Consider the following 14,373-nt stretch of genomic DNA (forward strand, 5'->3'; position numbering starts at 1 on the left):
CCCGACAATCCCACCGAAGCGACTCACGATCCCAGGAACGCCGTCGGTCCCGTGTCGCCGGCCGGCCAATGCGGCAACACGGCCCCGCATGCCCGATCAATCCCTTCCTGTCAGCCACCACTCGAATTCCGCTGACCTGATCACTTCGGTTCCGTGCAAGGTGGGCGGAACGGCTGCCGGCCGTGGAGTGACCGGCAGCCGCGCAGCGGTACCTCACGCATCAGCCGACGGAGATCAGGTCCCCCGCCGCGGCCCGCACCGCGTTGTACGCCTGCTCCAGCACCTCGGGCGAGGTCGTGACGTGGGGCAGGTCGTCCGGGGTGTGGAACTGGCGGAAGTTCCCGGCCAGGGAGAGCAGCGGAACCGAGGGGCCGAGGAGCTGGTTCCACACCGCGCCCTCGCCGGGGAACTTGGCGGCCTGGCCGAAGCGCGCGGTGGCAAGGTGGGCGGCGAGGCCGGGAACCGCGTCGAAGCCCGGGTTACTGGCCGCCCCGCGGGGCGTGAGTTCGAGACGCCCGTCGGGGCCGGGGGCAGCCGCCGCGAGGGCGGAGCCCAGGTGGAAGACCGCGCGTGGCCGGAGGTCGAACCCGTCGGCCAGGTAGGCGCGCACACCGTAGTTGCTGAGCTCGTGGCCGGTGTTGCCGAGGAAGAAGACCGGGTGCTCGCGCGAGAGCTCGACGGCCAGGGCCAGCGCCAGCGCGAGGCCGGTCCCGCGCTCGGCCGCGCAGTTGAACCATCCGCTCAGGGGGGTGGTGACGACGATCGGGTCGGCGACCGGCGTCCGGGTGCCGAACCAGCCGGTCAGGCAGTACGTACGCGCCGCAACGGTCCGGGCCCGGAAGTCGACGTCGGCTCCGTACCGCTGAATCCTGTCGGCGACCCGTCCGGGAACGAGGAGCGTGGGGATGCCGGTCTTCGGGGCGTCGGGGTCGCTGTTGTAGGCCACCAGCCCGTCGTACGCCGGGTAGTTGGCCGTCGTGCTGGTCGTGGGCAGGACCGCCACCGAGGCTCCGGCCGCAGCGGCCTCGGCCACCGCTGCCAGCACGGCAGGATCGTTGCCGTCCTTGCTGGTGGTCACGGGCCGTACGAACTCTGCGCGGCCCTTCAGCCGGCCGACGCCCTCGTAGTACAGCGGAACGGTCGGGACGTTGACGTTTCCGACCCGGACCTGCGCCTTCCACTCGTAGTGCGGGTAGTCGTAGTACCAGCGGCCGGTGGCCGCACCCAGATCCCGCAGCTCACGCTCGAGCCACCGGAGCGAGGCGGCCTCGCCACTGGTTCCGGTGCGGTGCTGCCACGTGCTGAAGGCCTCGACCAAGGAGTAGAGCGAGGCGCCCGACCCGAGGGAGCCGCGGCCGGCGCCGACCGTTCGGCGGACGGTCCCGGCGTGGGCCGGGGTGGCGCCGAAAGCCGTGCAGCCGGCCAAGGCGGCTCCGGCGGTGAGCACGGCACGGCGTGACGGGCGGCTGGGAAGGTTCGGTCGGTTCGTCATCATTCTTGCTCCAGGAAATGTGCGATTTTCACTCGCCACGCCTCCGGCGCCCAGTGATGGGGCCGGAGGGTGGGTGCTTGGTGCGCAGGGATCACGGACGGACCCCGGGGGCCGTCCGCCGTCCTCATGCGTCAGTCGACACGGACGTGGGCCGCGGCCCACGACGTGTGGTCGAAGGACGTGCTGTCGTTGGCGTTCCGCACCACCAGGCGGAGCAGCCTCACGCCGGTGACGTCCACGTCGACGGGGCGTGGACCGCCGACGGCGGTGAGCAGGCCGCTGTCGTAGAGCCGCACGCCGTCCCCCCAGACTTCGGCACTGGTTCCACCGGCCGGGCTCTGCCGGGCGGAGAAGTCGTCGATTCCCACGACCGAGGTGAGCCGGGAGGCGTTGCCACCGAGGTAGTAGACGATCTCCGAGTGGGCGTGGACACCGAGGCCCTTGGTGTAGGTGACGCCGCCGAAACTGATCGGGGTGCCGTCGCCCGCCGGCTTCTTGCCGTTGCTGGTGTCGCGCTCGACCGGTCCCCAGCCGTTGGTCGCCGAGAGCCAGGGGATGTCACTGAGGTAGGTGTCGGTGGTGGGTGCCGGTGACGGTGTGGCGATGGCACGCCGGGACTCGTAGCGGACCTGGTGCCGCCCGTGACGGGCGGTGCCCTCGGCCCGCAGCGCCCAGGTTCCGGCCGAGGTCCCCTCGACCGGAGGGGTGATCTTCCAGGTGGTCTCCAGGGCCGAGCCCGGGGCGAGGTCGTCCGACGGCCGGGCGGAGACGTGCTCGACCCGCCAGCCGTCGGGAACCGTGAGCCTGAGCCGGGGGCGTGTCCAGGTGCGGGCGGAGGCGTTGGTGAACACTGCGGTCGTCGTGAACGCCTCGCCGGGGAAGGCGAGTTCGGGAGCGGTGAGCCGCACGCCGAACCCTTCGCGGTGGTAGGCGTCCGCCCAGGATGCCCGGAGCAGTGCGGTGAGTTCCGCCGAGACCTCGGGGTTGCCGGCGCGTACGTCCGTGGTCTCGCCCGGGTCGGCGGCCAGGTCGTAGAGCTCGAACTGCCACTGCTCGTCAGGGACGCCCCGGTCCCGGGCGGGGGCGAAGCGGACGGCCTTCCACCGGTCGCGGCGCACCGCTTCGGCGAGGACATTGATACGGCCCTTGTCGACCGCCTTGGCCCGCGACGTCGAGCCGGGGTCGTTGCGGTACCAGTAGAGGTGGTCGTGCAGCGGCGCGGCGCCGGGCCCGGGGGTGAGCAGGGCGGCTGCCGACAGGCCGTCGATGTCGCGCGGCGCCGGGGCGTCGGCTAGTTCGGCGAGGGTCGGGAGCACGTCGATCAGCGGGGTGACCCGGTCGGTGACGGCCGGACGGACGGTGCCGGGCCACCAGGCGATGAGCGGAACCCGTAGGCCGCCCTCGTAGAGGTTGCGCTTGTAGCCCTTGAACGGCCCGTTGGCGTCGAAGAGGTCCGGGTTGACGCCGCCCTCCTCATGAGGGCCGTTGTCACTGCTCACGAGCACCAGGGTGTGCCGGTCGATGCCGAGGCGCCGCAACGTGTCCACGACCGAGCCCGCAAGTGAGTCCAGCCGGGTCACCTGCGTCGCGTGGCCCTTGTCGGGCGCGCCCCACGGCCGGTCGGCGTACTCGCCGGTGTCCGGGATGTCGCTCGGCGCGTGCGGAAGGTTCGGGGTCAGGTACAGCAGGAACGGTTCGTCCGCATGCTCGGTGATGAACGCCTCGGCGCGCTGCTCGATCAGGTCGGTGACGTACGCGCCCTTGTTACCGTCCGCGTTCTCCGGCAGCTCGACCCGCTCGCCGTTGTGCCAGAGGTAGTCGGGGAAGTACTCGTGGGCGTGCCCGTGGGTGATGTACCCGTAGAACTCCTCGAAGCCGCGCCGGTTGGGGTGGCTTGGCTGATCGGCCTCCTCCGGCCCGAAGCCCCACTTGCCGATGCAGGCAGTGCGGTAACCGCGCGCCCGCACCACCTCGGCGAAGGTCGTGTCGTCGTCCCCGAGTGAGCCCTGCGGACCACCGAAGGGGTTCTCCCGTACCGGTGCGTGGCCGCCGTGCAGTCCGGTCAGCAGTGAGGCCCGCGACGGCGCGCAGACCGCCGCCGCGGAGTACGCCTGGGTGAACCGGGTTCCCTCAGCGGCCAGTCGGTCCAGACGCGGTGTGTGGATCAGTTGCTGGCCGTACGCTCCGAGGTCGCCGTAGCCGAGGTCGTCGGCCAGAAGCACCACGATGTTCGGGCGCCTGCCGCCCGCATGGCCGACGGCGGCTGCCGGGGCGGCAGGCAGAGCGGCCACACCGAGGGCGGCTGCCGATCCGGTGAGGAACTGTCGGCGGCTGGGCACGTAGGACTCCTTCTGCGTGGGGTGGCGCGGGTGAGCGAGGGATCCGGCCCCCTCCGGTGCCGCCCCGCCCCGCACCTGATCCGGTGCGGGACGGAGTCCGCGCGTGGTGCGGCGGCGGGATGTCGTCGGCGGTTGGCGCGGGTGTGTCTACCGGGCCGCGGGGCCTGTGAGCACCACCGGCACTTCCTTGCCGGGTTCGACGACCAGGGTTTTGTTCCGGTAGTGGGACGTGTGGCCGTTTGCGTAGACATCCCCGGAGACGGTGAAGGTCAGCGGGTCGTGGCCGTCGCGGAGGGTCGCCAGGGGGGCGTCGAGTCTGTCGAGCCAGCGGATCAGCTTGTGCCCCAGACGGTGGACGACCTGCGGCTCCCGCGCGGCCCGGTTGTCGCTCTCGCCGATGTCGGCGACCAGGTCGTACAGCTCCCAGGAGCGGTCCTCGTAGTTGTACAGCAGCTTCCAGCGGCCCGACCTGATCACCGACTGCGGATGCTGGTCGCGGGAGTCGTCGATGAGGTAGCCGGGCAGGTGCCAGTAGAGAGCGTCACGGTCGAGCTCCGTCGTGGCGTCGGCGAACACGCGGCTCAGGTCGACGCCGTCGAGGGACTGGTGGACGGGTGTCCTGGCGCCCGCCAGGGAGGCGAAGGTGGTGTGGAGGTCCGCGCTGTACACCGGGGTGTGGTTGACGGTGTTGCCGTCCACCAGTGCGGGGTTGGCACTCCAGGCGATGAGCGGCACGCGCAGCCCGCCTTCGCGCAGCTCGCCCTTCTCCCCGCGAAGCGGCCCGTTGTCGGTGAACTGGCCGACTCCGCCGTTGTCCCCGGTGAAGACGACAATGGTGTTGTCGTCCAGGGTGTGGCCCGGGCGGCGAGGGTCGGCGGTGGTCTCGAGGTGCTCGATCACGCGGGCCACGCTCTGGTCGAGTCCCTCGACCAGAGCACCGTAGGCGGGGTTGGACGGGCCCGTTCCCGGCGTCTTCGCCCGGTACTTGGCGAGGAGGTCCGCGCGTGCCTGTTTGGCTCCGACCGGTGTGTGGACGGCATAGGTGCTCAGAAAGGCGAGGAACGGATCGTCCTTGTTGCGTTCCACGAAGTCGATCGTGGCGTCCGCCAGTGCGTCCGATACGTGCTTGTCGGTGCCGACGAGGGCGTCGAGGGCGGCAGGGTCGGTGGTGTGGGCGTAGGGCTTGATGTTGTCGTCGACGTACTGCTGGGTGTAGTCGGCGGCGAAGGCGTCCAGCTCCGGACCGATCTGCGACACGAATGTGCCGTCCTGCGCGTGGTAGGCACCGGGAGCACCGGCGTGCGTACCTCCGATGTTCTCGTCGAAGCCGTGCACCGCGGTGATGTCGGACGGCGTCGCCGCCACGTGGAACTTGCCGAGGTACCCCGTGGTGTAGCCGGCGCCCTGCAGCCGCTCGCCGACCGTGACCGCCTCCGCGGGCAGCGCGACGTCCTCGTCGGGCAGCCCCTGAGGGGGGCCGACCAGGAGGGTGTCGTCGCCGCCGCGGTTGAGGTTGTCGACGAGGTAGATGTTGTTGGTGGGCCGCGGGGCGTACAGCCCGGTGAGCAGGGCGGCCCGCGTCGGCGCGCAGTTCGGGGACGCGTACGCGTTGTCGAACGCCATCCCCTCTCGGGCGATCCGCTCCAGGGTCGGCGTCTCGTAGAAGTCGTTCGGGTTGCCCTGGTTGGTCAGCGGACTGCTGAGGTCCGTCCAACCGAAGTCGTCGCCCAGCACGAAGACGATGTTCGGACGCGCGCCGTCGGAGCGGGCGGGTCCGGCCGCCCTGTCCTGGGCCGCGGACGGAGGGCCCACGGTAGTGAGGGCGAGTACCGTCGGGAGCGCGAGCAGTCCCAGTCGCTTGAGACGTCTGTTTCTCACGAAGTTTCCTTCTGCTTGGTCCAGGTGGGGCCGGCGGCGCCCCGCCGAGGGCGGGGTGCGGGTGTCAGCCGACGTCGTTGGCGCAGCGAAAGCCGATGTTCGCCGCGGCCGAGTCGGCGGTGTTGCTGGACCGTGCGGCGACCCGGTAGCGGTAGCAGTACGAGTCGTGGCACAGGTAGGACCCGCCCCGCATGACGCGTGGAGCGGACGGGCTCGTGTCGTGCCAGGTACCCCGAGGGTCGTGTACGGGGGCCTGGTCGGCGCGCGCCGCGTAGGCGTCGGCCGTGAAGGTGTCGGCGCACCACTCCCACACGTTGCCGACCATGTTCCACAGCCCGAAGCCGTTGGGCCGGAAGGACTTCACCGGCGCGGTCGCGACATGGCCGTCCTCGGCGGTGTTGTGCGTGGGGAAGGTTCCCTGCCAGATGTTGCACATCCACCGTCCGCGTGGGGTGAGTTCATCACCCCACGGGAACCGGCTGCCCGCCAGCCCGCCGCGCGAGGCATACTCCCACTCGGCCTCCGTGGGCAGCCTCTTGCCCGCCCACTCGCAGTACGCCTGCGCGTCGTTCCAACTCACCTGGACCACCGGGTGGTTCGGCAGATCTCCCACGGACGACAGTGGACCGTTCGGGTGGCGCCAGAAGGCCCCCCGTACGATCAGCCACCATGGCGTGCCCGTCGCCCGCCCGAGGACATCGGCCTGTTCGGCCTGCGCCGTCAGGTGGAACACCGCGGAGACACCGAGGCGTTCGGCGTCGGTGACGTACGCGGTGTCCTTGACGAAGGCGGCGAACGCCGCGTTGGTGACCGTGGTCGCGTCGATCAGGAACGGGTTGAGCCGCACGTCGTGGACCGGACCCTCTCCGTCGGCGGGGTAGCCCTCGCCGAGGGCGTCGCCCATCGCGAACGTACCGCCGGGAAGACGCTCCTGCCCGCGGGTGCTGCGGTCGGCCGCGGCGGGGCGGAACGGCCCGGGGGGACCCAGCGTGATGGCGCCGATCAGCGTGCCGTCGCCTGCCGGGGAGCCGCAGCAGGAGTCGCGGCTCCCGGCTGAAGGGGTGCAGCAGCTCACGCGTCAGCTCTCCCGCACGGCGTCGGCGAGCAGCCGCTCGACCTTGCGGACGAGCGCCGGGTGCTGCGCGGCGAGGTCGTCGCGCTCGCCGATGTCCTGGTTCAGGTGGTACAGCTCGACGGGGCGGTTCTCCAGGCGCACGCCCTTCCAGTTGCCGAAACGCACCGCCTGGTCCTTGCCCTCCTGCTCCCAGTAGAGGTACTCGTGGGCGGGCTGCTCGCCACCGGTCAGCGCGGGGACGAAGGACACACCGTCCAGTCCGGGCGGTGTACGCGCGCCGGCGACCTCGGCGAACGTCGGGAGGAAGTCCCAGACCGCCACCGGGTCGTGCACGGTGGAGCCGGGGGCGACACCGTCGGCGGCCCGCAGGCCTTCGGGCAGCCGGACGATCAGCGGCACCCGGATTCCGCCCTCGTACACGGTGAACTTGATGTCCCGCAAAGGACCGTTGCTGTCGAAGAACTCCGGGTCGTGCGGCAGGGTGCTGCCCACGTGCTCGAAGTTCTTCCCCGCCTTGTGCGGTCCGTTGTCGCTGGCCACCAGCACCAAGGTGTCGTCCCGCAGGCCGAGTTCGTCGAGCCGGGACAGGACACGGCCGATCTCTGCGTCGACGCGGGTGATCTGGGCGGCGTGGTTGCGTTCACCCTGGGGCCAGTCCTCGTCGCTGTACGGCGCGTCGCTCGGGATCTCGTTCGGGGCGTGCGGGGTGGTGTAGGCCAGGTAGAGGAAGAACGGTTCGTCCTGGCTCCGGTCGATGAAGTCCAGCGCCTCCTGGGTGAACAGGTCCGTGGCGTAGGTGACGTCGGCGTTCTCGTTCTCCGGGTACCGCACCTGCTCGCCGTTGCGCCACAGGTACGTCGGCCAGTAGTCGTGCGCGTGGGTCTGGTTGATATAGCCGAAGAAGTGGTCGAAGCCCTGGCGGTTGGGGTGGCTCGGGTTGTCACCGTTGTCGGGCCCCAGACCCCACTTGCCGACGTGCCCGGTGGCGTAACCGGCGCCCCGGAGCACCTCGGCCACCGTGACGTCCTCGGCCCGCAGCCCTTTGTCGGCGTCGCCGTTGGACCTGACCGGCGCGTGACCGGTGTGCAGACCGGTCAGCAACGAAGCGCGCGTCGGTGCGCAGGACGGCGTCGCGTACGCCTGAGTGAAGCGCGCTCCCTGGGCGGCAAGGCCGTCCAGGACCGGCGTGCGGATCACCTGCTGACCGTAGGATCCCAGCTCGCCCCGTCCGAGGTCGTCGAGCAGGATCAGCAGGATGTTCGGCGCTCTGCGGTTCTGTCCGGTGGGCGCTCCAGCGGGAGCCTCGGCGGCGGCAGCGGTCGGCCACGACGCTCCCGTGGCCGCGGCCAGCCCGCTCAGTACCGTCCCGGCCATGCCGCCGAGCAGGGCCCGTCGGGAGACACCGGTCTGGTTCGCTGTGCTCATGGATGTTCGCCTTCCAGCGGCCGACCACGGAACCCCTGCCATGGGCGCGACAAAGGAGCCGTGTGAACGGCATGACCGGACAACCCTGTTGCGTTCATGGCAGCCCGCTCCGGCTGATCGCGCGCGGCAGCGGTTCTGGGGAGAGGAATGTGTTCGCGGGTCATGCCGAGGCACGTCACCGCCGAAGCCGACTCAGCGACAGATCTCGTCGAAGTGGTCGGCTCGGCGCGTGGGCCAGAAGGGGGCGAATGGCGCAAGGTGACCGGACCGGGCGAAGAACATGTTCAATATTCGATCATGTGAGTGAACGATGTTCCATGGATCGGTGGTATGTGAAACGTGAATGACACACCACTGAAGCAATCGCTGTTCGGCCGGCACTGATGCGGGCGGCTCAGCATGCGGCCCGACCCGTCTTGCGCCGACGAGTACACGACGCCCCCAGCGCACGAGAGGGTGAGCATGACCGACAGATGGCCAACTGATGCAGCTCGGCGTCGGCGGACTCATGCCCTGCTCGGACAACTGCTGGACTTCGGCACGATCGGGATCCGGGCTGTGGAGCGAGGGCGTTGAAGGCCGGCCGGCCGGTCCGGCGAGCGCACGTTCCCGGGAGCCGCCCCCTCCCCGACCGTGGGCGAGCAGTCCGGCGCCCCCAGCCGTGGCTGAGCGGAGCTCTGTCCCCGGATCAGCCCACCAGATCCGGCGCGCGCAGCATTTCGGGCGGGACGCCCCAGGCGTCGACGAGGCCGACTGCGAGCGGCCGGACCTTGCGGCAGAGGTCGTTCACCTCACGGCTGATCGCCTTGGAACGCTGGACGGTCAGCCGACCGTGCTCCATGAACCAGGCCCGGTCCGCCTCGATCGTCGACAGGGCGAACAGATCGCACAGCAAGCCCAGCGCGACCTTGTTGCCGCTGTCGGGCAGCGCACGCACCCTGTCGACGAACGCCTCCAGCACCAGCCGCTCGACGTGGGCGTGGGCGACCGCGATGACGTGGTCCTGCACCTGCGAGAAGACGACGCCGGGATTGCGCTTCTGGTCGATCCCGCGCTTGAGCCGGCGGGCCACGCCGGCGAGCATGTGCTCCTCGCGGTAGCGGAGCATGGCCAGCTGGTATTCCGAGTCGAGCAGGCCGGCTTCCTGGTCCCACTCGTCGCCGCCGGGCAGCAGGTCACGTACCCGCTCGAGCAGCTTGTGGACCGAAGTCTTCTCTATGACCGTCTCGACGGCGAGGTTGGTGACGTAGCGGACCATGCCGAGCTGGTCCAGGTCCTCGAACTCGCTCGCGTAATGGGTGAGCAGGCCCTTGGCCACGAGCTGCAGCAGGACGTGGTTGTCGCCCTCGAAGGTGGTGAAGATGTCACTGTCGGCCTTGAGGGCGGCGAACCGGTTGACGGTGAGATAGCCGGCGCCACCGCATGCCTCGCGGCACTCCTGGACGACCCGGGTGGCGTGCCAGGTACCGAGCGCCTTGGTGCCGGCGGCCCGTGACTCCAGCTGGCGCCGCGCGTGCGCGTCGTCCTTGATGCCGGAGAAGACCTCGTGCAGGTGCGTGCGCACGACGTCCTGCGCGAAGTGCAACGCATACGTCCGCGCGATGAGCGGCAGCAGACGCCGCTGATGCAGACCGTAGTCAAGGAGCAGTTGCTCCTCTGCATCCGAGGTCGCTTCGAACTGCCGGCGTCGCACGGCGTACTTCGTGGCGATCACGAGGGCGACCTTGGCGGCGTTGACCCCGGCGCCGCCGACGCTGACCCGGCCCTGCACCAGCGTGCCGAGCATGGTGAAGAAGCGTCGGTCGGGGTTCGCGATCGAGCTCTCGTAGACGCCTTCGGCGGTGACGTCGGCGAACCGGTTGAGCAGCGCCTCGCGCGGCACCCGCACGCCGTCGAACCAGATGCGGCCGTTGTCCACCCCGTTGAGGCCCATCTTGCGGCCGTCGTCCTCGATCCGGACGCCGGGCGCCACCTCGCCGCCGGCCCGGATCGGCACGACGAACGCGTGCACGCCCTCGGACGTCCCGCCCACCTCCAGCTGGGCGAAGACGACCGCCAGCTCGGCGTGACGGGCAGCGTTGCCGATGTAGTCCTTGCGCGCCTGGTCGCCGTGCGTGGTGATGACGAACTCCTGGCGGGCGGCGTCGTACCTCGCGCGGGTGCCGAGCGCCTGGACATTGGAGCCGTGCCCGGTCTCGGTCATCGCGAAGCACCCCATCAGCTGCCCGGTGATCAGGTCCGGCAGATAGGCGTCGTGGTGGCGTTCGGTGCCCAGATGCAGGATCGCGCCGCCGAAGAGTCCGAACTGCACGCCGACCTTCACCAGCACCGACAGGTCGCCGAAGGCAAGCGTCTCGAACGCGGCGATCGAGGCGCCGATGTCGCCACCCCCGCCGTACCTGCTCGGGAAGCCCATGCCGGTCTGGCCCGTCGCAGCCATCTCGACCACGAGCTCACGCACCCGCTCGCGAAACGCGTCCATGCCCAGCTCGTCGGCCTCCTCGAGAACGGAGGCATACCGCACCAGGTTGATTCGGACGAGGTCGCGGATCTCGGCGTACTCGCCGTCGAGCACCTCGGTAAGCGCCCGGACGTCGACCTCGGGCTGCACGTACCCGCTCGCAGCAGTGGATGTGTTGTCAGTGGCCATGCCACTTCGCTACCCCGCCCAGCGACGATCAAGCGGTCGGCGGGGGCTCTCGGAGCCATACGGGGGAAGCGCGGCGAGGTCACCGAGCACGTGCATTCGACGCCACGTCCGGCGAGCCCTCCAGAACCGGCCCCGGGCATCCATGACCGACCTCTTGCCGCACGCACTTCGCCCAGCCGCTGCCCGGGTCCACCGGCGTCCCCCGCGCCAGAGGCCTCCTTCCCGCCCTGGAAAGGAGGGCCCGATCGCCCACCGGCCGCACGATATGGACCAGCTCGGCCAGAGTGGTCTCGGCGGGACAGGCGGATGAAGAGGTCGCGGACGGATGGCCGCGTGCGCAGCGTCGGTCATGACCATTGCCGACGGTGGCGCGCCTCGCTATGTTAATGAGGAATCACATCACTCAGCAAGATCAGAATCGTGGTGGTAACACAACTCGCAGGTCAGTAACGGTGAATAGCGCTGTCTTGTCCAGCAGGGAAGTGGGTAAGTCAATGCACAATCCCGATAGGCGAAGAGTCCTGTCCCTCGGCGTCGCACTCGGCCTCGTGGGCGCGACGGACCCCGCCAAGGCGTGGGCGTGGGCGTCGGCGGACTCGGTGGCCCGAACCGGTACGGGTATCGATCCGGAGTACGTCTGGGACAGCGCGACGGATCCTCTGATGGTTTCGCTGCTCGAAAACGGCCAGGTTCCGTCGGTCAACACCGCGATGGCGGGGTGGGTGAACAACGGTGACGCGCTGCCCAGCGGCCTGCCGGCCGACCTCACCGCACATCTGCTGACGGTCAACAAGCTGCCCCCCTGGGCCGACCCGGCCAAGCTGGCCCGCGCCGCCGATTTCAACCGGCGCAAGGACACCTACCTGTTCATGCTGTACGGCCTCGGCAGCGGAATCATGAGCACCGTGATCCCGCGGGAGGCCAGAAGCGTCTACTGGTCCGTAGGCGGCGCCGATATGAAGGACCGCGCGGCCAAGACGTTCACGTTCGGCTACGACTTGTCCCAACTGGACGCCTTCAAGCCGACAGGGCAGTTCGTCGTCACCGCCAACAAGACGCGACTGGTGCACGCCGCGGTACGTCACCTGCTGCCGCAGTCGCCGCACTGGCGGGAGGTCACCGACGAGGCCGTCCCGATCAGCGCCGCCGACATCCTGGTCACCTTCCACAGCCTGGGAACCTTCGTGCGCAGGAGGATGCTCGACTGGAAGGTCCCGATGTCGGCCGCGGACCAGGACGCCTTCCTGCACTCGTGGCAGGTCTCTCTTCACCTGCTGGGTGTACCGGACGAGTACATCCCGCAGACCTGGGCGGCCGCGGAAGCTCAGTCGGCGCAGGTGCTCACCCCGATCCTCTCCCCGACGCCCGAGGGCCTCGACCTGGCCGAGGTGTTGCTCGGTCTGACGGCGGAGATCGATCTCGGTGTCACTCGCGGATTCCTGAACGAGTTCGTGCGCTACGTCCTCAGCAACGAGGTCGGCGACTGGCTGGGACTGCCGCGCGACTACGCGGCAGCGGCCCTGATCCGCACCGCATGGCCGGCCTTCATCCTGTTCCGCGAGGGACTGTCGCCCATCATGCCCGGCGCCTTCTACATGTTCGACCAGTTCTTGCGCGCCTTGGCCATGCTGTTCCTCAACAAGGGCACCTCCACGACCACCACACCGATCACGATCCCGACCGGGAACAGGTCGGCCGGCTGAGTCGCCGATCCGATCCCACAGGTGCCCGCCCCTCGGCAGTCACGCCGAGGGGCGGGCACCCGGGTGACTTCCACGCGAGGCGCTTCACGGCGCGGCGCCCCGGCGCGTGCCTGGTTTCCGATGTCCGTTCAGAGGCCCAGGGCGTGTCCGATCAGAGGCCCAGGGCACCCACGACCAGAGCGGCCACGGCGTCTCGGTGGTCATGGCTGTCCTGCCACCGCAGTCCGCGTCCGGCCTCGACCGCCACGCCGAACCCCGCGTGCACCAGCACCCGGGCCTGGCGCGGGTCCAGCTCCGGTCGGGCCAGCCGCAGCTGCTGCTCCCAGACGGCGATGTGTTCACGCTGCGCGAGGACCAAGGGCCGCCGCAGGTCGGCCGGCACACCGACGAGCTCGGCTTCGGCGACGCTGTTGAGCTCGGTGTACTCGAAGCTGTAGGCCACGTACGTCGCCGCCAGCGCGACGATGGCGTCGTGCGGGCCGGCCACCTCGTGAAGACTCCGGTCCACACCCTGGGCCAGAAGTCCCGCCGCCTGAAGGCACGCCGCCACCAGGATGTCGACCTTGCCGGGGTAGTGACGGTAGAGCGCGGACGGGGCCAGTCCCACCGCCTCCGCGATCTGCCCGTTCGTGACGCTGGCGAACCCGTCCCGTGCGAACAGCGGGACGGCTGCCGCGAGGATCTCGGCGCGTCGCGTGCGCGGCACCGGCCGGGCGGGCAGTTCGACGGAGCGTGCGCTGCTTCGGGCCGCCGCGGGATCGGTCGCGGCCACCCGCAGCGCTGCCGCCAACAGCAGTTCCTCGGCCCGGCGTTGAGCGATCGAGGTGTGATGCATCGTGATGGACCCGATCGCACCGAGGGCAGCCACGGCCCGCAGGCGCTCGTCAGGCAATGAGTACTCGCGCTGCACCGCTTCGTCGACCCGCCCGACGACGTGCCCGAACTTCGCCTTGAGATGCCGGCGGTCCTCGCGGTTGAGGTACCGGGCCTCCCATCGGTACACGCCGCCCGATGCGCGATGCGCGACGGTGACCCGGGTGACGGCGGTGAGCACCTCCGCCGATGTCGCCCCGGACGGCACCTCGTCGAGCGCGGCGACAAGTCGGTCCGCCATGAGATCGGCGCACTCGGCGAACAGCGCGTACTTGTTCGGGAAGTGCCGGTACAGGGCCGCCGCGGTGATACCCACGCCGGCGGCGATCTGCTCCATGGAAGCCGTGTGGTAGCCGCGCTCGCTGAAGACTCGGCCGGCCGCCTCGACGATGAGCTGCTTGCGGTTGCGGGGCCGAGTGGCCGAGGTCGGACCGGTCACGGCCGAACGGGCGGATGCAGAGACGGGGCCATGCGGATGAGTCAACCACACGTCACCCGAGGGTCTCGGGCTCCCTCGGCGCGCACCGCACGGAACGCGAATCCCGCATCACGTCCCAGGTGACCGGTCCGCCGCTGCCCGGCCTACACCGTCACGGCCACCCTCGCCCCGGCCGCCCGGAGCCGCTGCAACCCGGCGGAAGAGGCTCACCCGCCCTGCGCCGCCGCCCACCGACACGGCCGGACGTCTGCGCGCCGAGTGCCTGGAGCCGCTCAAGGGTGGCTGCGTGCTTCACCCGCGAGCGGCTGGGCATGTCCGCAGTGGTGGATCGTGAACAGCGAACTGCTGCGGCTGCACCGGCTCTGCCACGGCCTGGACGTCCGCGTCTTTGGTCTCACCCGATAGGCGTGAAGTCGCGTGCCCCGATGAAGTCGGGTCGGCGGACGGGAGCCGCGAAGGGCTCCTCGGCGGTGTTCTCCACACTGTTGAACACGATGAA

General features: G+C 70.1%; 8 protein-coding genes and 1 pseudogene. 1 reads left to right on the forward strand and 8 read right to left on the reverse strand.

The features are described 5' to 3' along the window. Positions 1-220: 220 nt before the first annotated feature. From ACFWBQ_RS34410 to ACFWBQ_RS34435, 6 genes are all read right to left on the reverse strand, one after another. Positions 221-1,492, reverse strand: coding sequence for a hypothetical protein (locus ACFWBQ_RS34410; RefSeq protein WP_385506438.1), 1,272 nt, complete (start codon positions 1,490-1,492; stop codon positions 221-223). Positions 1,493-1,623: 131 nt separating this feature from the next. Then, a complete protein-coding gene (locus tag ACFWBQ_RS34415) occupies positions 1,624-3,831 on the reverse strand; it encodes a sulfatase-like hydrolase/transferase (protein ID WP_385506440.1) in 2,208 nt (735 codons plus the stop codon). A gap of 147 nt (positions 3,832-3,978) precedes the next feature. Beyond that, positions 3,979-5,709 carry a sulfatase gene (locus ACFWBQ_RS34420; RefSeq protein WP_385506443.1) on the reverse strand — a complete coding sequence of 577 codons (1,731 nt, stop codon included), beginning with the start codon at positions 5,707-5,709 and terminating at the stop codon, positions 3,979-3,981. A 64-nt stretch (positions 5,710-5,773) separates the two neighbouring features. Next, a complete protein-coding gene (locus ACFWBQ_RS34425) occupies positions 5,774-6,784 on the reverse strand; it encodes a formylglycine-generating enzyme family protein (protein WP_385506445.1) in 1,011 nt (336 codons plus the stop codon). Positions 6,785-6,787: 3 nt separating this feature from the next. Further along, complete coding sequence (locus ACFWBQ_RS34430) at positions 6,788-8,209, reverse strand: arylsulfatase (RefSeq protein ID WP_385506447.1); 1,422 nt, start codon at positions 8,207-8,209, stop codon at positions 6,788-6,790. Between the two features lie 688 nt (positions 8,210-8,897). Further along, the gene (locus ACFWBQ_RS34435; protein WP_385506449.1) at positions 8,898-10,859 is read right to left on the reverse strand and encodes an acyl-CoA dehydrogenase family protein; all 1,962 of its coding nucleotides are present in this window, start codon (positions 10,857-10,859) and stop codon (positions 8,898-8,900) included. 494 nt (positions 10,860-11,353) lie between these two features. On the opposite strand from ACFWBQ_RS34435, the gene ACFWBQ_RS34440 reads away from it, so the two are divergent. Continuing rightward, positions 11,354-12,562: an oxygenase MpaB family protein gene (locus ACFWBQ_RS34440; RefSeq protein WP_385506451.1), complete on the forward strand. Its 1,209-nt coding sequence runs from the start codon at positions 11,354-11,356 to the stop codon at positions 12,560-12,562. A 151-nt stretch (positions 12,563-12,713) separates the two neighbouring features. On the opposite strand, the gene ACFWBQ_RS34445 is transcribed toward ACFWBQ_RS34440, so the two are convergent. Both ACFWBQ_RS34445 and ACFWBQ_RS34450 read right to left on the reverse strand, forming a co-directional pair. After that, complete coding sequence (locus ACFWBQ_RS34445; protein WP_385506453.1) at positions 12,714-13,919, reverse strand: TetR/AcrR family transcriptional regulator; 1,206 nt, start codon at positions 13,917-13,919, stop codon at positions 12,714-12,716. Positions 13,920-14,268: 349 nt separating this feature from the next. Then, positions 14,269-14,373 (reverse strand): annotated as a pseudogene (locus ACFWBQ_RS34450) (ectoine hydroxylase); the annotation flags it as partial.

Origin of the sequence: Streptomyces sp. NPDC060035 (genome assembly GCF_042736635.1) — a bacterium.
Classification (GTDB): Bacteria; Actinomycetota; Actinomycetes; order Streptomycetales; family Streptomycetaceae; genus Streptomyces.